A 19,851-nucleotide genomic window follows, 5' to 3' on the forward strand; every position below is an offset into this window, starting at 1 on the left:
TTTCAACCCGGGGGTTACAAAACTGATACCAATTGTTTGAATCAGAATTTACAGAATTTAAGAATTAACAAAATGTTATTACTGAATTTGTTGTAATGCAAATTCAATAATTCTTAAATTCTGTAAATTCTGATTCAGACAGCCGAACCCTGCACTACGCCACGGCTCAGTATCCTTTGGTCTATATAATATTGTATCTCTGATTTTTTGAGGCCCCAGTTGGGTGCTATCAGCAGTTCCCTGTCGCTCAGGCCGAAGAGGCGCTGGATCACGATATCGGGGCGTACACGGGGTAGCAGTTCGCACAGGAAATCGGCATATTCATCAATGCTGAAAACCTTAAAAGGTTCGCGTTTGTATTTTACACCCATTACCGAACCCTCAACAATGTGCAGATGGTGAAATTTAACAAACTTAATTTGCGGAAAACGGTTTATCTCGTCGGCATATTTAAGCATCATATCATGCGTTTCCCAGGGGAAACCAAATATGGTATGCACACAAATATCAAGCTTGGTGTTTTCAACCAGTTTAAGGGCTTTTATCAGCTCCTCATGATTGCAGCCACGGTTTATCTGCGCCAGGGTATCGTTATATATCGATTCCATGCCCATTTCCAGGTCGACATCAAAACGGTCGGTATAGCTCTCGAGCAGGGCTATCTTTTCCATATCAATACAATCCGGACGGGTACCTATGCTCAGGCCCACAATATCCTCGGTGCCATAGCTCAGTGCCTCGTCATACATCATCTTCAAATAATGCGCCGGGGCGTAGGTATTGGTATTAGGTTGGAAATAAATAATGAACTTATCGGCCTTGTTGCCTTTGCGGGCGCGCTCCATACCTTGTATTACCTGCTCACGAACGGTTGGCGCATTGCGACTTACTGATGGTGTAAACGAATCAACATTGCAATATGTACAGCCGCCATAGCCTTTGGAGCCATCGCGGTTGGGGCAGGTAAAGCCACCGTCAACAATAACCTTAAACACCCGCTGCCCTTTATATTTATCGCGCAGCCAGGGGCCATAATTGTTATAGCCCTTTTCCCAGGTTGGCGTTATGGAGTCTGTTAATTGCATTTGCGGCAAAGATACGGAATTTTGTTTTAGGTTCGGGATTCCCTGGAGCCGGGTGCAGCAGCAAGGGAGGGCTTGAAGTTTTTCCAAAATTCCCTCCCTAAGGCAGGGGTGCTGCTGTTATGAGCGCAATGGCAGGGAGGGGTTTGTTCCCTCTGCATGTCTTTGGCCCTTTAAGCCGGTTTTTTAGGATCGTTTGAGGTAAGGTCAATATCAGTAGTGGTTGTACCGCCTATGCTGGTATTATCGCCTGTAACAGTCAGTTGTGATGGTACAGATTTTTTTGAAGATATTCCCGGACTCAGCAAGTTAAAACAATAACCCACCAGGGTGCCTATAAAAAATATCAATACCTGCCTCGCTGTTTCTATATTATCTTTCGGTATCGGAATAAAAGTTATTAAAAAGCAGTAAATGATAACAGAACCAATTACATATGCGCATAATTTGAACAGCTTATCCCAATGATTATTGTCGTCCAAGATCTCTTTGCGTGAATCAGCCATGATGCAACAAATTTGTATTTAGGTTTATATAATAATCAGTATTAAGTACAAGTTAATTTTAATTAAACTAAGTTGCAATTGACGAGGTAAATTGTAAATTCATTATACACTTTATTTACACAAATTGTAAAGTGTGTAAAGGGAAGGATTTGGGCGTTTCCTTTGGGCCGGGCTGTACGCTCATACTGCTGCAGGCATTAGGCACAGGGCCGGTATCCGCTGCCATCCATTAACGCGGGAATGCCATAGTGCTTGTTTTATTTGTTAAACAGGTTTAAGTTTCGGTGGTGTTCACCTCCCGTCCATCTTTTTGGGTGTTTAGCCTGATTACGACACACCTCAGTAGTTAAACAACCGGTACCGAAGCTGCGGGTGATTCACTTGTTACACTGTTCGCAATAACAGGAGCTGGGGTTTTAGCCGGGAAATATTTGTTCCTGATATTTAAAAAGGGAACTTCAAGCCATGCCGTAAATAGCTTACCAGCCACCAATGAAATGATAAAATAGCCCAACAGGTAATAAATCCAATATAATTTGTTAGTTGCAACAATGGGGAAATAAACCAGGATGTAACTGCCTACAAACACATGCCATAAATATATTGCATAAGAAAGCTTTCCGATTGTGGCCATAAATATGCTCCTGAAAAATCTGCTTTTTGATTCTAAAGCAATCATTAGGATAGAGCCGAAACATAAGGGGTGAACACCAAGGGAGATAACCGACATCCACTTATTTACCTGCCGGTCAAATACGTAATTTGTTAGGAGATAACCGATACTTAATATCAGCAGATAAACCTTATACTTTTTGAAAAACGCTAGTTTTTCTGGGTAAAACTGATATAGATAAGCTAAATAAACTCCGAAAAACAAAGCATCAAGTCTGAAATGCGTGGCTGCATAATGGGTAGGGGCCCTAAAAACAGGATGATAAATATTAGCTATCAATCGGGCTATTATACCTACAACAGTTAAAAATATATAGGTTCTGGTAACAACTATATAGTTTAGTTTATTTTCAACAGGCGAAAGTGATTTTTTACTTGAATGCTTTCTTTTAATCAGGTAAACAAAATATAGCACAAGTAATATATAAAAATGCTCCTCTACATCCAATGACCAGGAATGGCCCCATCGTCCATTTGCGTAGTTATGAATAAACATAGCATCAAGAATGTAACCCCACCAGTAATATTTTTGTTTAGCCTCAACAGCTACAGGTAAATTAAAATGAAGGGAAACTATTTCGAACAGTAAGGTTGCTATCAGAAATACAAAAAACAAAGGATAAATTTTAAACCCCCGCCTGATCAGGAACCTAACGGGATTTATTGTATTTGTTAACTTATATTCCTTAAACAGAAGCCCCGAAACTAAAAAACCGCTTAACACAAAAAAGAAATCGACCCCTATCCAGCCGCCGGCTTTCAAGAATAAAATCACCGATTTAAATATATTGAATACCTGATCAGTAAAACTTTGCGAAAGCGCGATAATAGGTTCTTTTATGTGAAAAAACATTACCATTAATACAGCAATACCTCGTATTACATCTAACGCTATATTCCTGGTTTGTTTATCGCTTGCTAACATATTTAAAAATTAATAAGGTTAGATAATTTTTAAAATTAATCCCTGTTTTGTCGTAAAGATATAAATTAGGATAAGATATGAGCCTTTTTTTGCCACTTTTCCTTTCGGGCAACTGAAAAAGGAAAGTAGTTTGGCCATGGCTGCCTGGTAGCAACGGGCCAGAAAATTATTGAATATAATGACCACATAATGCATACTTAGCAGGGCGAACCACAGGTGGGACGTATGCGGTAGCAGAAGAAAAGACGACGCTTTGAAAGCGCTTGGGAATTAATGAATTTAATTGCTTTTAATAGGTTTTGAATAACTAACGCTGAAAGGTATGTTTACCGGCGCATTCCATTTGGTATCCAAACTAACTGTAAATTGTGCGGCCTTTGTAAAAAGGGCGCCGGTATATGTGTAGTTTGTGTTTATTTTAATGAGGACAGCGTCACCACCCTGACTCGGCAAAACCTTATGATTTATAACATTCCCCAGCTTATCTATACAATCTAAAGTTATCCCGCTTGAATAGAAAGATTGGTAAGGGAAAACGATCGTGCTAAATTCAAAGTTTGATTTCCCAATTTGTGATGCACTAATATTGTAACTAAACACCGCGCTGTCAAAAATGTCCTCTCTTCCGTGGAATTTTCCATTTCCGCTAAACAGGTCAAAAGCAGGCGGGTAATCGGTGAATGTCAAAATAAACTTTGCAGCATTAGCGGGTATCGCGTCGGTAATGCGAATAGTGAGCTTACTTACCATACGCTTAAGTGTAATCGCTTTACTGATAGGCGCCTTTATCAGGGTATCAAACCCGCTAAAATATATACCCGAAGTTAAAAGCGCATTATCCAGGTGGTAATATGGAAGTGTCCAGTAAATACCGCCGGAACCGTGTGTAATTTCACCAAATATTTTACCTGCCAACTGATCTCCAACTATATAAAACCAATATTGCCCATCACTTAAAGATGCTTTAAAAGTCCCGAAATTGGCATCTGTCGACTTCTGAATAATATCTTTAACAGGACCTGCTGCGAATTGAGGATATAGTTCGAATGGAGGATCCATTACAATTCCCCTATCCTTATAAATAACTAAATGCAGGTACTTTATTTGATCTTTTAACAATGCGCTCGCCTGGGTACTGTTGGTGCTTAAGTTTTGAGTGGTGCTCTCGAAACCAGGAACCGTAAAGCTAACTTCATGGAGCTTTGTACTCACTTCAGGGGGAGAAATTAGGTTTTGTGTTGAATCTTTCTTACAGGACGAAACAACGATGCATATGGCAATGCATAACAGGTAAATGTTTCTCATGATAATTGGCTGTTTCTTTAAAGTTAATTATAAAAAACGCCATAAGGTTGTAATTATATGAATATGAGCCAATAATGTATAAATAGACGAAGCCTTGCATACTTTATGACCATGGCTTTGTTAATTTTAACGAAAAGTGGTAATTGGCGAATTTTTGTCAATTGCAAGGTAGGATCAGGTTTGAGGAAATTTAATATCTCTCCAGTATTTAAACATGGCCCAGGATACAGCACCCAGATAAGTAACTGTTTTATCAGGAGATATTTTAATCAGATAAGCGCCCGTCCAGTTAAAAGGCGACACATCAGGGAAGCTGGGATAACCCGTAGCTGACCGGGGTTCATTGATGGGGTGGTGGGCGATGATGAGGGTAATCTGATTATCGACTGGTTGTTCCTGAATAATGGACAGCATCCCTTTAAACAAGCCATCGGGATATACCGTATGACTGAGGTGATTGATCCTGCCATCGAGGACTGGCGCAGGGCTGGCATTGATGAGCTTTGCCGTTTCCAGCGCTCTGTTAAACTCGCTGCTGATTACTCTTTTAATCGGATAACTGAGATCTTTAAAAACCTGACCCAATATGGTAGCTCTTTGTACTCCCTGGGCGTTCAGTTGCCTTGCCAGTGCGGAATCAGCAGATTTCCACCAGTTGGGTGGCCCCATATTGGAATGGTTCACAGAAAAGTCAACACCAATGCTTGCATCTGCATGCCTGAGCACGATGGCATAGGTTTCACCCTTTGCCGGAAATGTTTGTAATGTTTTCCAACCTTGCTGATAAGCAGCAAAAGCATTGGTGGCTAAAGCTCCATGGTAATGTTTATAAGGAAGGTCCTGGTTGATGTCGGTTGCACCCAGCGCGTAAATTATAAGTTTAGGCTTAGCAGTATTTTTCCAGGTAATTTCAACAGGCACGATTTCGGCTGAGGTTAACCGCCTGATCAAACCCGAATTTGTAATTTGAATATGCGGGTCTGCGGAGGAAAAAGTAGCAGCTTCACTTGTGAGTATCTGGTAATTATTTTTGTTAACAAACAAAAGCTGATCGGTAAATTCCGGCGACGTAATTTTCAGGTTGTCCTTTACAGGAGCGGGCATATCTCCGGCTTTTTCCCGGGAGCAGCCAGCTAATAATATTATAGCGATGAACAGGATTTTTAAAGCTTTCATAATCTGTTGAACTTAATACCGGTAGCTTTATGCCAGTACGATTAAATGGTGTCTTTTCGTATGGATCGTATTTGGTTATAAATTGATAACACAAAATAGTGTTATTTGCAACAGGAAAAAACATCAATTTGGTAACAATCGCACAGCTGTTGGCTGTGAATCAGCAATTTGTGGGAATGACATGCATTTTTTTGATTAGAAAGGAAGGTTAGGATTGTTCATGATTGACTGGCTGAGGTCTTGTATAATGCAGCCCTTGCTTTGTCAGCAGGAAGCAAGGAAATTATTGAATGTAATGATCACATAATGCATACTTAGCATGCGGACCACAAGTGGCACGTTTGCGGTAGCGGGGGCGCACACGTGCCCCGTGTGCTTCATACCAATAATAGGATGATAGGCCCCTTGCTTAATCTAAATATTACACCAGTAAGTCCACTTAATAACCCCCCGCTGGCGCACGTGTGCCGCGTATGCTTCGTGTTAATAACATGGTGGTAGCGAGCGCTTGGTCAGCAAGAAGCAAGATATTATGCTTCCTCTCTCTTTGCCAATTTTATACAAGATAAAAAGCCTGAAAATCAACAAAGTGCAGGCTTTTATTTTAACGAAATGGCGGTATTATACCTCAAGCCTCATTAAATTACGGAAATTTTTTAATTATTTGGGTACTGTTCCAGGCGGTATCTAAAAAAATATGAAAACTGCCTGAGCCATTGGCGGGGTTACCACCAAACATATTCCCTGTTAATACCGTGCGGGTATTAATTGCACCATTAACATTCGGAATAACTTTTTGCGAAATCATTGGTAAAAACCCTAAATTATTAAAACTATTATATTCCGCCACAAAATACAGATTTACTGTAAATGGGGAGATATATAAAAAAGGGGTTGAGTAAAGCTTGTAATTTACCGTTCCAATATCAGCAGGAAGAATTGTGACAGCAGAAGAATAATCCCCATTAGGATCACCTTCTGCTCCCGAAAGCGGGAGTGCCGCAGTGCCACTTCCGATATAAAACTTATATCCTATCTGTGTGGGCGCATGCATATATATAAAAGCCGTTTTCGCATTCGCAGGTATCGCGTCTTCAATATTTACCTCTATCTGTGAAGTGATTCTGTCAAGACTAATATTCTGACTAAAATCGCTGTTAGTAACAGTTAAGGGAATTTTTTTGTAAAATGCATCCTGGGTAAAAGTGCCTGAATATTTTAACACATCTGTACCCAGCTGGCTGGTTGGAGTTTCAGCGGGGAGCACGCCATGTCCAATACCAGGTATAATATCCCTGGCCAATTGGAATCCCGTTTTACCGGCTGCCACCACAAGCGTATATTTTCCGGGCGCGAGTGTATCAACATAAGTATAGGTATCGTTATTAACGATCACACGTCTGGTGTGAACATTATTTCCTCCCGAATTATAAACAGCAAAATACATAACATCCACCAGGTCATCGACCGCATGTGCTGTTTTATCACTGCTGTTTACTTGTAACTTAGTTGAGTTGATACTTATGGAACTTTGCGAAAAACCAACATTGTAGGTGATCTTGTGCGGCCCATTATTAATAACAACATTATTTGTATGTTCCTTTTTACAGGATAACATGAATACCATTAACGACATTAAATACCAATGATTCTTCTTCATTTTATTTGTAGTAATGATTTTTTTTAAAAATGGATGGTGATAGGAGTAACATTCCACTGGGTGTTTAAAGTTACATTACCGGGGCTGCCGCCACCGAATAATTTTCCAGACAATAATGTAATTGTATTTCTTTGAAAAACTACGTCGCCCACAGCTACCTGCCCCAGTATTTTAGAATTTGCATCATAACATGTTATAGTAATAGTAAAGGGTTTGCCCATGGTTAAAACATTCTTAGATATTTTGTAGTTGGTAGTTCCTATAGCGCTACCGGCGATGGTAGTAATATCAGAAATATTTTTTATGCCGTCGTACTCAACAGGAACGCCTGTGTCAAATCTTAAAAAACAACGTTCATAATCAGTACCTGTTGAAATAACAATTTTTTTGGCTGTAGCTGGTAACGGGTCTTCAATATTTACCTGCAGTTGTGCTATCAGGCGGGTTAGGTTAACGCTTTGATTAATATCGGTGTTACCTACTACCAATGAAAAATTGCTATAAAATGTGTCTTTCCAGCCAAACGGACCAGGTAACGGGCTATCTACATATAGATCATTGTAGTAAATAACAGGCTCGTCGTGTCGGTATCCAATTTTAAATGCCAGGCCCGACATTCCTGCCGCAACGGAAACTTTATAATTACCGGCGGGAAGTTTATCGGTGAAGCTTCCAAAATTGGCTGTTGTTGAATCCTGGCTTAAAGCATGCACCTGGACGCCATTCACATCATAAACCGCGTAGTAAAGCGTTTTTAAATAACCGGAGTTAATATCAATAACATTGGTTTTAAGCCCATTAACGGCTAATTTTTTATCAGTTAAACTTTGGGGTAATTTACTGACGCCGGAAGCAGTAAAATGTATATTATAAAGCTTTTGCGGCTCCGTTACTACCGGCTTAGATGAATGATCTTTATTACACGACAAATTAAAAAGGCACACTAACAGGAAAATGAGGGAGAATAATTGTTTTGTCATGGTTTAGGCATTTGTGATACAAAAGTATTAAAATAATATCACAACAAGTATTAAAATAAATATCAAACTTTACTGGCGCAAGTATGTCCTCTTGCTGGCGCATGCGTGCCGCGTGTGCTTCATGCCAATAATAGGATGATAGGTCCCTCTCTTCGCTGGCGCACGCGTGCCGCGTGTGCTACACACTCGCACGGGTTAGACAGTGTCAAGTATCTTTACATTATCAGGATTTTTTTGTCAATTAATATATTAACAATATCACCAACTTTTGGCGTTTTCTGGGGTTCAAATGCTTGTTTTATGGTTACTTGTCTATATGAAGTACCCGCAGTTTCAATTTCCAAAATAATTTTCATTACTGGTCGTGCATATATATTCACTGTACCAGTCTCTATCAATGTCTTATTAATGCCAGTTACTTTTGCCACAGCAGAAATTCCATTTTTTAAGAGATAGCTTCTCCTCTTGCGATAAATGAATGTGTTCAAAACACAAAAGACGACAAATACAAGGCAATAAATAACGATTTTTTCCAAGTCTATATTTTTTATTGGGACAATTTCATAGTTACTTCTAAATATTACACCAATAAGTCCACTTAATAACCAGCTGGCGGTTTTTAACGGTAAACGGCGAAGGGGTGTTGTTATCGCCATAAACAATAAAAAAGTCTGACGCGGGTTTGTAGCGCCACTGCATCCGGATGTTGGTGTTGATGTTTTTAATTTGTCCGTTATACTGCAAGTAGGTGGTAAAGTAAAGTTTATTGCTAATGGTAATATCGGTACGCGGACCAACCAGCCAAAAACTGGTATTGCCATAAGGCTGGGGCAGGCGCAAGTCGTTATATGAACTGTTTATGGCTATGTTTACATAAGGCTGAAAGCGGTATCCCAACTGCCCGATGATGGTTGTTTTGTGACCGTTTTGATAATAGCCACCGTAGGCGGCTTCGGCAAGATAGGTGAACAGGGCCTGGGGTTTAGAAGCAAACTGGGCATCAACCGTGTTCCAATGGTTTTGCGTGCCGATGGGCAAAGGTGTTTTGCCGGTATTGGTTGGATCAAAAGGTACCAGCAGTTTAATATAATCATTTATAGCCGACAGGGTAAACGTGCTGCGGTTACGCAGGGTAATGAGGTAGGCAAGGGTGCTTTCGTTATCGGTACGTTTAAAACTTTCGTCGAAATAATAGTTGGAAGTAAGCTGTATACCGTGACTTAAAATGGCTCCTGATTTAGGGAAAAAGTTACGCAGCAATAACGGACTGATCTTGTTGTAACCCGTTCGCGGCACATAACCAACTCCTGCCGTATAGTTTTTGCCAACGTACTCTTCCTGCAAATAAGCTGTCCAGTATTTACTGAGGTATTGGAGGTGACCGGCTGCTACCACATCACGGCCCTTTAATCCCGGGGTAAATGATTTTATAGCCAGCAGCTTACCCGTTAACAGGTTATTTGACGATGCCAGATTAAACTCCATACCCACATTACGGTTGTATTGGTTGCCGGGTGTTGCCGTGCCTGTGGCATCTTTATTAATGAACATAAAGCCAATATTGGAGCGGGCAAAAACACGGCGCTGCAAAGTAAGTACGCCATAATTTTGCGCCGGGGTAGCGGCAACATCCGATGCGCCGGTTTGTATATCCATTAAACCCACGCGCCAATCCTTATCAATTTTACCGGTAAGCCGGGTTCCAAACCTGATGGGGGCGTTAAGCCCGATACGCCGCGAAAAAAAGGGCCGGATATCGGCATAACCAAAGTTGGCGAACAGGTCGCCGTTCTCTAAAAAGAACTGACGTTTTTCGGGGAAGAAAAGTTCGTAGCGATTGAGGTTAACCACCTGCTGGTCCACATCTACCTGCGAAAAATCGGGATTAACGGTAAGATCAAGATTCAACGATGAGGTAAGACTTACCTTGGCATCACCACCGATCTCCTTGCGCCAGGCCACTCCGGTTTTGGCTTGATAATCTTTAGATACACCCGCCAGCGCGTAGGGAATTATCGAGATATTGGTACCGGCATCAGGAGGTGGCTCGTCCCAAACCAGCGAACCGGTATAGGCCAGCGATGCGGTAGGGAACTGCCTGGGTATGGGTGTCCAGCTTGATTTTTCGGTAGTTTTAAGATCATTACGGCTAAAGTTGATGCCCCACACATCAACGCCTTTTTTGTAGCGGATACTTTTAAAGGGGATGGCGGCTTCAAATACCCAGCGGTCGGGATAGTTTTTTACCACTGATGTCCACTTGTTATCCCAGCTCAAATCAACCTTGCCACCCTCATACATGGTGCCATCCCACTGGCCCCCGGCGGCGTTGGCTCCAAAACTAAAGCCATCGGTACGGGTATCAAAAGGGTCAAGAAAAAATATAAAGTTGTCGTTTTTTACAAAGTTAAAATCGCGCTTCATGGATTCTACCATGTATTGCCCCGGCCCTTGCGTATAACATGTGGCTATGATGTAAATGTTGTTATTATCATAGGTCATGCGCACATCGGTTTGCATTTTGGCCCGGCTGGTATCCATAGGTAAAACCATAAAAAAGTTACTGGCCGAATCTGCCTTGAGCCAGGCATCGTCCATAATGCCATCAATAGTGATAGGCCCGGCCGACTTGCGGATGTGGTACTGGTAACCGGCATTCTTTTTTTGGGCGTTTGCCTGAAAAGCGAACAGGAACAAAGCCAGCATTAATATTATTTTTCCTGGCGATAGGGGAAGGGTAACGTTCAAAATTAATGCTGGTGTGATGGGTTGTTAAATCGATTTATGTACGGGCAAGTTAATAATTATGTAGGTTTCAGAGAAGTTGATCTCAATTATTTCGGGATCGCACAAGCAAGGTAGCGAACATGTTACATTTATTTGCATGTGACATGTTTAAACAAGTTCAGCATGGCTTTGGTTCCATTCCCTCCCCACGGGAGGGGCGTGCCGGACTGTGCGGTGGCAGGGAGGGGTTTATTCGTGAGACAGGTCATATAAATCCCTCCCTACACCCTCCCAAGGGAGGGAATCGCTCAGGCCAACACTTTAAAATTTAATCCTGTCTTTTCATAGGCTATTACTCACGGGAGGGGCGTGCCGGACTACGTGATGGCAGGTAGGGGTTTATACATGTGATTAATATTTAATAATCCAATAAACCCCTACCTCCCCCTTCCCCAGGGAAGGAATCGCACTGCCTCTGCTTTTTCTTATCTATAAGCTAACTACCATTCCTTTACCGGCGTATTTTACCACCTTATCGGCTTTATCAGTTATCTCCACATCGGCACCGTGCGCGCCTTTTACCATCACGATGTTGAACGTGCGGTTTTTAAGCATACCAGGGAATTTACCTTTGGTATCGGATATGGTGAGCTTGCGGGTTTTGTCGTTCCAGTTCAGAGAGAAAGTGGCATACTGGCCTTTTTCGTAATTGTAATTATCGTTCTCATCCTCATAAAACATAAACGAACCATTGGCACCGGGATAAATACGCAGCTCGATGTTATCGGCCGGTTTTTCGGTAGCATATTCCATGTGCGGACCCATCGGAACAATGGAGCCGGCTTTAACATATAATGGCAAAATTTCGATAGGCGCGGCCGCGCTAATGCTTTGTCCTCCTTCAAGCAGTTCGCCGGTCCAAAAGTTGTACCATTTGCTGGCGGCAGGCAGATACACCTGGCGGGCTTTGGCCTTCCTGTCGGCATCGGCCGAGGTGTATAATTGTTCGGTTACCGGGTTCACCATAAATGCCGGACCGAACATATATTGATCAGGTATGCCGTAAACTTTGCTGTCGTTCCTGAAATCAAAGGCCAGCGAACGCATAATGGTATAATTATCGGTAGTTACACGACCTGCCAGTGAATAAATATAGGGCATCAGCCGGTAGCGCAGCTTATCAAAGTTTAACAGAATGGCTTTGGTTTTATCATCCCAGTTTTTGCTGAACAATGCCCGCTCACCCTTGCCGTGAATGCGGAATATGGGGCTGAACGTGCCAAACTGGAACCAGCGGGTAAACAGTTCGCGCTTATCGGGTTGCGACCAGTCGGCAGGTTTCCAGTGGAAGTGATAACCGCCGATGTCTGAAGTCCAATAAGGCAGGCCCGATGTACAGGCATTGATACCCTGCGGTACCTGGTTCTTAAAATCTTTAAAAGTACACTCAATATCGCCCGACCATAAGGTGGAAGCATTGCGCTGCTCGCCGGCAAATGACTGCCTTACCAAAAAGAAAGCACGCTTGCCGGGAATATCCCTGCGCCAGCCTTCATAAACGCCTTTGGTATGTTGCAAAGAGTAAGTATTAAAATAATCGATCCCCTTACCAATGCTGAAATTGCTTTGGCGGCGCGCATCCTGCAGGGCGCCATTGTCGGGCTCACACTGGTCAATCCACCAGGCATCCCAGCCATAGCGTTTTATCAGGCTGTCGCGGGCCTGGTCCCAGTAAAGCTCGCGGGCTTTGGGGTTGTGGGCATCGTAGTAAGTATCAAACGTGTGGGTAACTACGTTGTCCCAGGTAATATCGGTTAAGCCGCCCATTTTTTCCAGGGCGTCATAGTTGGGTGTGCCTTTGCCAAATACCGGCCAAATGGATATCATGGCGTGAATGTTGGCTTTGTGCAGTTCATCAACCATTTGCTGTGGATGCGGGTAACGCTCGGGCTTCATCACATGCGAACCGATAGGCAACGGATCCCAGTAATACCAGTCCTGCACAATTACATCAACCGGGATATGGTTGTTGCGGTAATTATCTTTAACGCCAATGATCTCCTCTTCGCTCATATACCTGTCTTGTGACTGGAACAAGCCAAAGGCCCATTTCCCAAACATGGGCGCACGACCTGTAGCGGTACGGTACAGATCAATAATATGATCAAATGACGGGCCGTAGAAGAAGAAATAGTCAACCTGTTTGCCGCTTTCGGATACGTATTTGAATTTAGTGTTATCAGCCTCGGCGCCATAAAAATTGGAGGCCGAATAGTTATCCCACAGCAAGCCATAACCTTTGGTTGATAGCAGCACCGGGATAGCGCCGGTAAGGTATTTGATCAGCAATTCCTGGTTGCGCCCCTTATAGTTAATGGACAGGGAATCAAGCGGGTGACAGCCCAGACCAAACAAACCCTCGTTTTGCGGCGATATGAATTGCGTGCTGATGGTATTGGTACTGATGCCCGCAACAGTAGCCGGGGTAATGGTTTTGTTGTCGCTGTCTTCGGCGGTGATGATGTTGCCTTTTAAATCGGTGTAGGTTATGGCATTGGTGGCCTTGTTTACCCTGATCTTTAATTTAGCCGTGGTGATGATCACCTCTGTTTTGGTTTCGGTAACCTGGTAAGCGGTTGGCGCTTTCCAGCTATTGTTAACCACTAAGGATGGTTTTGTTTCAAAAGCATCAAATATGGTGTACTTTACTTCAACAATATCGGCACGGCGAACCAATACTTTCATCAGTCCCTTATCCAAAGAAAAGGTAACGCCATCAACACCTTTTTTAAAGGATTTAACAGTTGCATTTGCGGGTATAATCGCTATGCAACCTGTCAGCAAAAACAATAACGCAATCGATTGTTTTATTTTTACATTTAGGTGGAGTAAGTTTTTGATCATATTGAACATCAGTATATTGGTTTATAATTAGTGTAAGAGTAACACTTGCTTTGAAAATGTGAATATAGGTTACTTTTTTTAATTTGTAAAGAGTTTTTTTGAGGAGGTGCGGGGAGTGAGGATGGGGGTGCGGGAGGCACGATATTTATTATTTTTTTGCTTTTTGGATATTAACGAATTTTTGTACTGTGAATTGAGAAGTATTGCTTCCTAAATGCCCATATCCATTTTTATTGCTGTTATCGAAAAAGCCAATAGCATCAATAATTAAATAGCTGTTCCAGTAGTGTTCATGAACATATTTAAGTAATTTTAGGTTTTGGGGATTGAGATAAACGCTATCGGGAATTTCTAAATCAGTATTACCGTCAAAGTCTTTACATTTTTTATCAATGGGAGATAGTCTCCAGTATTCATCCACACCGTTGTATGCAAATCGTGTGTAAACCAATTCGTGTTTATGATTTGGAAGTTCACAAGCATTAATGTATTCAGGATCAGAGATGCTAAGTATTGGAGGAGGGAACATTATAGGTTCTCTTTTTTGCCCCCATGTAACTTGAGTTAGCATTATGAACGCAAAAGTTGCAATTAAAACTCCTTTCATTTCCCTTTACAATCAATGTTTCACCTCTTTACCAAATAGCTTTTCGCCCACCTCCACAGCAATATTTAACTGGTTCTCATCCGGTGGCTTAGGACAAGCGTAGCCACTTGCAAAAGCGCAGTATGGATTATAGGCTTTATTAAAATCAATCACTACAGTGCCGTTTTTAAAGTCGCCGGTACGCAGGTCGATATACCGGCCGGCCCCATAGGTATCCTTACCATTGGTATCATCCGTAAACGGCAGGAATAAGTAATCGCTATACAGTGGGTTTTTAGATAATGCAATGCTTTTATACACCGTTAGCTGCATGGGTTTACCTTTAAGCATAAACTTCAGCACCGCATAACGCTCATATTGCTGGCCCGCACCGCTAAATACCGGCATTAAAAAAGCAGGTCCGTTCATTACAACCTCGGCTTGTGCTGTTACCCTGTATGTACTGTCGGCATCATAAAAACGCAAAAATTGCAGATCATCCTTTTTTAGCGGGGAACGTTCATCCTTCAGGAAATCATTCATGTAACCTTTGCGGTAATCGGCAATCTGCGTTTTATAGTCCTGTGCAAAACAGTTCAGGCTCACCATAAATAGCAAAACCAGGAAATATCTCATGATCATGGGTTTTCTTTTTAAAGAATTGCAATATATGCAAAATGCGATGCATTAGGGAGTGGGAATAAAAGCAGGTATACTCACCCGATCTACGCTTCGCTGGATCACCCTCTCTTCGGCTTCGCCGGAAAGAGGGCAGGTAAAAAATTTGTCATGCTGAACGGAGTAAAGCATCTGTTCTGCGATTTGCATATCAGCGAATAGATCCTTTGTTATCGCTACCCATGACGTGTTTGTTTTTAGTTCCCCTCTTGAGAGGGGGCGCGTAGAAATCGAGGGTGGCAGGGGTGTGTTTATACGTGCGATGAAAAGGACACACCCCTCCACCCCTCTCAAGAGGGGAATCGCGCAGCCATCCGCTCCCTACGTCATTTAATCTTTAGATACCGCTGGTTTTTAAAACTCAGGATAACAAATTAATATTAACATTCCATCCCCTTCTTTCCGCCGCAGGCGAAGAGAGGGGTGCCGCGCGGAGCGCAGGCGGGGTGAGTCGTCTGCATCATTTCCATAACACAATTTTTCAAGCCGTTGTTGGAGTTGTCTCACGCCGTTGTTGGAGTTGTCTCCAACAACTTTTATCTGCTATTAATTGCCTAAAACGATTTACAGAAATATATATTTGCTTATTGAACCTTCAAAATACCAATAAACTTATGGACAATAAACCACTTAGAAGCAGGGGATGGTTTGGTAAAACGGGCAAGGATGGTTTTATATACCGGGCCTGGATGAAAAATCAGGGTATCCCGGCGCACCAGCTGCAGGGCAAGCCGGTGATTGGCATCTGTAATACATGGTCGGAGTTGACGCCCTGTAACGCGCATTTCAGGGAACTGGCCGAATCTGTAAAGAATGGTATTTATGAGGCGGGCGGCTACCCGGTGGAGTTCCCGGTAATGTCATTAGGCGAAACCCTGATAAAACCCACCGCCATGCTGTACCGCAACCTGGTGAGCATGGATGTGGAAGAATCCATCAGGGCAAACCCGCTTGATGGTGTAGTACTGCTTTGCGGTTGCGATAAAACAACACCCGCCCTTATCATGGGTGCTTGCAGCGTTGATATACCAACTATTGTAGTTTCGGGCGGGGCTATGCTTACGGGTAAATACCGCGGGCATGATATAGGTACCTCAGATATCTGGCGTTTTTCTGAAGATCACCGGGCCGGCCATATGAGCGATGAGGAACTGTATACCGCCGAAGCCTGCATGGCCCGCAGCCGTGGGCATTGCGCGGTAATGGGCACTGCCTCAACCATGGCCTGTATGGTAGAATCATTAGGACTTTCGCTGGCCGAAAACGCTGCTATTCCTGCTGCCGATTCGCGCCGTAAAGTGCTGGCACATCTGTCGGGTAACCGCATTGTTGATATGGTGCGTGAGGATCTTAAACTGTCAGACATACTTACGCCGCAGGCCTTTGAAAATGCCATCAGCGTAAACGCGGCTATTGGCGGGTCAACCAATTTTATTATCCATTTACTGGCCATTGCCGCCCGTATCGGGGTGGATCTGAATATGGACGATTTTAACACCACGGCCAAGCGCATCCCGCTGCTGGCCAATCTGCAGCCATCGGGCAAATATTTTATGGAGGATTTTTATTATGCCGGGGGATTACCTGCCTTAATGAAAGAATTGCATGAGGTATTGCATGGCGATACCATTACAGTGAGTGGCAAACCCATGAGGCACAATTATGAGCATAGCGAATGTTTTAACCGCGACATGATAGCTACCTGGAAAAAGCCATTTAATGAGGTGGCTGGTATTGTAGTGTTAAAAGGTAATTTGTGCGAGAACGGCGCGGTACTAAAACCATCGGCGGCAAGTACTGAGCTGATGATCCATACCGGGCGTGCCATTGTATTTGAAGATATTGAAGATTATAAACGCAAGATAAATGATCCCGGACTGGAGGTTGATGAAACCAACGTGCTGGTATTAAAAAATGTTGGTCCCAAAGGCTATCCGGGTATGCCCGAGGTGGGTAATATGGCCATCCCCAAAAAACTGCTGGACAAAGGCGTGCGGGATATGGTGAGGATATCTGACGGGCGCATGAGCGGTACGGGTTTTGGCACAGTGGTGCTGCATGTATCGCCTGAGGCGGCTGTTGGTGGCACCCTGGCCATTGTGCAGGACGGTGATATCATCAGCCTTGATGTGTATGCCGGGACCTTGCACCTGGAAGTAAGCGACGAAGAAATAGCAGCCAGAAAAGAACAGCTTGTATTGAGCACCAATATAGCCAAGCGTGGTTATGTGCATTTATACCAAACCCACGTGGAACAGGCGCACCTGGGGGCTGATTTCGACTTTTTAAAAGGCGGATCGGGGAGTGAAGTGGTGAGAGATTCGCATTAATTATTGAATTAATGAGTTATTGAATTACTGAATTGTAAGTCTGGCAAAGTAAGATTTTGCGCAGCGGGCTGGAGCGATTCCCCTCTTGAGAGGGGTGGAGGGGTGTGTTTTTTAGGGCGAATAATAACACACCCCTGCAACCGCACTACCGACGCGCCCCCTCTCAAGAGGGGAACTGGAATTGAATTGAGATTAATGTATCAACCTAAATAAAAAAATGACAGCTAATAATTTTACCGGGCAGGTAGCTATTGTAACGGGAGCAGGGCAGGGCATAGGTTTTGAAATTGCTAAACAAATAGCCCTGCAGGGCGCGGCTGTGCTTATTAATGATGTGGATGATGAGCTGGCAGTTAAAGCTGCTGAAACTATTAATAAGCTTGGTGGCAATTGTATCGACTTAGCCGGCGATGCTGCCGATATAAATTTTATACAGCAAATGATTGATACGGCGGTACAGCAATTTGGTAAACTAACCATAGCCATTGCCAATGCCGGCATCACCTTATATGGCGATTTTTTGGATTACCCGGCGTCATCCTTACAAAGTGTAATGAACCTGAACCTGCAGGGTAGTTTCTTTTTAGCCCAGCGAACAGCAAGACAGATCATTAAACAACAGAGTGGTGGCAGTATATTGTTCATGTCGTCGGTAACGGGGCACCAGGCGCATAAGGACCTGGCGGCGTATGGCATGACCAAGGCCGGACTTGAAATGCTGGCCAAAAGCCTGGTGGTGGAGTTATCGCCCTATCAGATCACCGTAAACACCGTGGCCCCCGGCGCCACCCTTACCGAACGCACCATGGAAGATGCCGGTTACCAGGATACGTGGTCGCGTATTACGCCTATGGGGCGGCCCGCTACCGTGCAGGATGTGGCCAGTGCTGTTTTGTTTTTAGTATCGCCACAGGCAAATCACATCACCGGGCAAAATATAGTAGTTGATGGCGGATGGACGGCAGTGAGCACATCGCCCTATTAACTTTCAAGCGGGTAAGCTCTTAACCTGTTCCATTCGGGATGGCGTTTGAGGTATACCAGTATATACGCACAAAGCGGTATGATCTTTAAATGGTGCTGCTCCAGGTAAGTAAATGCTTTCTCAAGAAGGGCCGATGCAACCCCCTTACCCTCCAATTCCACAGGAACTTCGGTATGTATCAAATATATCTTGTCGCCTCTTAATTTATAATCAATAAAGGAACGTACACCTTCAACCGTGAGTTCAAAGTTATGCCGGGCTTCGTTATTTATAAGTGGGATGTCTTCGTATTTCATATTTTTGCAGATATATAGTGTATTTTTATGATGTATAACAGATTTTTTACACAATATTGATAGCTTGTTAGCTCATTTATATGAGTAATAAAGATATAAACAAGTGCTGAAAACACTAATTGTAAATATTTTTTATTGGTGATAATTAACCAAAATTAAATAAATTGGTCAATAATGCGTTTGTAGAGTGACTGAAATGAATAATGAGTAGCTTGTTTGCGTTTTGTTCATTTCTTTAAATTTTAATTAGTTTTGATTTGTATTTATACTTTTATAAAGTTACTTTAAGGCACATTGTATTTTCGCTGAAAATGAAAGCTATCGTGAAACAAACTAAGCAAATATTATTACAGCTTGTGCTTTTGTTTTTTGTTACGAATAGCGGTGGTGCACAAGTAAAGCGTCAGCAGTTACCAGGTTCTGGTAAAAGGAAGCCTGTACCCGTACGAATTAAAAATACACCCCCGGTAAGTGTTCAGCTTAAGGAGTTTTCACAGCTTTTAGCTCAGGCCAGCATTACTTTTACATTTCCAAAAGGATTTAAAGAGATAGCGGCGGTAAATAATGAGGACTTTTCTTTTGATTATGCCATGGAAATGCCGAATAAGGATTTTGAAGTATGGTTCCAGGTAAAATCGCAAAAAGAAAACTGGGCCAGTTACGAACGATCGCAAAACGATAATAGCAGCAGCCAGCTTGCAAATCCTGATTCATTGTACCTGGATATGGGTAAGGCCCATGCCACAGCTTTTACGGGCGACAGGAATTATTTTGTACGTAACATGCCGCAAAATGTGTTAGACAGATATAATGCCGATGCCGGTAAATCATATCTGCTTAACCTGCTCGATCTGCCAGCTACCAAGCATTATAAATACGCCTTGTTAATTACCCTGCAGCGAAACCACACCGGTACTATTATGATGGTTTGTTTTACCAACGAGAAAGACCCCGAGTTTTTTAAGAACATTGATAGGGCCACTAATTGCCTTAAGTTTAAACCATAATAACATAATGTTAATAAGTTGACAGTTTTGAG

16 protein-coding genes are annotated in these 19,851 nt (G+C 42.9%); 3 read left to right on the forward strand and 13 right to left on the reverse strand.

The window, feature by feature from the left end:
* Window positions 1-134 precede the first annotated feature (134 nt).
* The 12 genes from M2273_RS30055 to M2273_RS30110 form a co-directional block, all read right to left on the reverse strand.
* On the reverse strand, window positions 135-1,085 hold the full coding sequence (locus tag M2273_RS30055) for a TIGR01212 family radical SAM protein (RefSeq protein WP_429401985.1): 951 nt from the start codon (window positions 1,083-1,085) through the stop codon (window positions 135-137).
* A gap of 170 nt (window positions 1,086-1,255) precedes the next feature.
* Window positions 1,256-1,588, reverse strand: a complete 333-nt coding sequence (locus M2273_RS30060) for a hypothetical protein (protein ID WP_429401986.1) — start codon at window positions 1,586-1,588, stop codon at window positions 1,256-1,258.
* Between the two features lie 346 nt (window positions 1,589-1,934).
* On the reverse strand, window positions 1,935-3,185 hold the full coding sequence (locus M2273_RS30065; RefSeq protein WP_429401988.1) for an acyltransferase family protein: 1,251 nt from the start codon (window positions 3,183-3,185) through the stop codon (window positions 1,935-1,937).
* 279 nt (window positions 3,186-3,464) lie between these two features.
* Window positions 3,465-4,490, reverse strand: coding sequence for a hypothetical protein (locus M2273_RS30070; RefSeq protein ID WP_429401990.1), 1,026 nt, complete (start codon window positions 4,488-4,490; stop codon window positions 3,465-3,467).
* 174 nt (window positions 4,491-4,664) lie between these two features.
* Window positions 4,665-5,666: a histidine phosphatase family protein gene (locus M2273_RS30075; RefSeq protein ID WP_429401992.1), complete on the reverse strand. Its 1,002-nt coding sequence runs from the start codon at window positions 5,664-5,666 to the stop codon at window positions 4,665-4,667.
* Between the two features lie 643 nt (window positions 5,667-6,309).
* Entirely contained in the window at window positions 6,310-7,326 is a 1,017-nt protein-coding gene (locus M2273_RS30080; RefSeq protein WP_429401994.1) for a FimB/Mfa2 family fimbrial subunit, read from the reverse strand.
* A 23-nt stretch (window positions 7,327-7,349) separates the two neighbouring features.
* On the reverse strand, window positions 7,350-8,306 hold the full coding sequence (locus M2273_RS30085) for a hypothetical protein (protein ID WP_429401995.1): 957 nt from the start codon (window positions 8,304-8,306) through the stop codon (window positions 7,350-7,352).
* A gap of 215 nt (window positions 8,307-8,521) precedes the next feature.
* Window positions 8,522-8,962 (reverse strand): hypothetical protein, encoded by a 441-nt coding sequence (locus tag M2273_RS30090; protein ID WP_429402037.1) that lies wholly within the window; start codon window positions 8,960-8,962, stop codon window positions 8,522-8,524.
* Window positions 8,880-11,054 carry a DUF5916 domain-containing protein gene (locus tag M2273_RS30095; protein WP_429401997.1) on the reverse strand — a complete coding sequence of 725 codons (2,175 nt, stop codon included), beginning with the start codon at window positions 11,052-11,054 and terminating at the stop codon, window positions 8,880-8,882. Before M2273_RS30095 ends, M2273_RS30090 begins: the two co-directional genes overlap by 83 nt.
* A 468-nt stretch (window positions 11,055-11,522) precedes the next feature.
* The gene (locus M2273_RS30100; RefSeq protein WP_429401999.1) at window positions 11,523-13,937 is read right to left on the reverse strand and encodes a TIM-barrel domain-containing protein; all 2,415 of its coding nucleotides are present in this window, start codon (window positions 13,935-13,937) and stop codon (window positions 11,523-11,525) included.
* Between the two features lie 148 nt (window positions 13,938-14,085).
* Window positions 14,086-14,544: a hypothetical protein gene (locus M2273_RS30105; protein ID WP_429402001.1), complete on the reverse strand. Its 459-nt coding sequence runs from the start codon at window positions 14,542-14,544 to the stop codon at window positions 14,086-14,088.
* 12 nt (window positions 14,545-14,556) lie between these two features.
* Window positions 14,557-15,165 (reverse strand): DUF1684 domain-containing protein, encoded by a 609-nt coding sequence (locus tag M2273_RS30110; RefSeq protein WP_429402003.1) that lies wholly within the window; start codon window positions 15,163-15,165, stop codon window positions 14,557-14,559.
* Between the two features lie 650 nt (window positions 15,166-15,815).
* Here M2273_RS30110 and M2273_RS30115 point away from each other — a divergent pair.
* Complete coding sequence (locus tag M2273_RS30115) at window positions 15,816-17,531, forward strand: IlvD/Edd family dehydratase (RefSeq protein ID WP_429402004.1); 1,716 nt, start codon at window positions 15,816-15,818, stop codon at window positions 17,529-17,531.
* 217 nt (window positions 17,532-17,748) lie between these two features.
* The gene (locus M2273_RS30120) at window positions 17,749-18,516 is read left to right on the forward strand and encodes an SDR family NAD(P)-dependent oxidoreductase (protein WP_429402006.1); all 768 of its coding nucleotides are present in this window, start codon (window positions 17,749-17,751) and stop codon (window positions 18,514-18,516) included.
* On the opposite strand, the gene M2273_RS30125 is transcribed toward M2273_RS30120, so the two are convergent.
* Window positions 18,513-18,812: a GNAT family N-acetyltransferase gene (locus M2273_RS30125; RefSeq protein ID WP_429402008.1), complete on the reverse strand. Its 300-nt coding sequence runs from the start codon at window positions 18,810-18,812 to the stop codon at window positions 18,513-18,515. The two genes, M2273_RS30120 and M2273_RS30125, sit on opposite strands and share 4 nt — an antisense overlap.
* A gap of 311 nt (window positions 18,813-19,123) precedes the next feature.
* On the opposite strand from M2273_RS30125, the gene M2273_RS30130 reads away from it, so the two are divergent.
* On the forward strand, window positions 19,124-19,819 hold the full coding sequence (locus M2273_RS30130; RefSeq protein ID WP_429402010.1) for a hypothetical protein: 696 nt from the start codon (window positions 19,124-19,126) through the stop codon (window positions 19,817-19,819).
* Window positions 19,820-19,851 lie beyond the last annotated feature (32 nt).

The sequence above is a fragment of the Mucilaginibacter lappiensis genome (assembly GCF_050433765.1).
Lineage (GTDB): Bacteria > Bacteroidota > Bacteroidia > Sphingobacteriales > Sphingobacteriaceae > Mucilaginibacter > Mucilaginibacter lappiensis_A.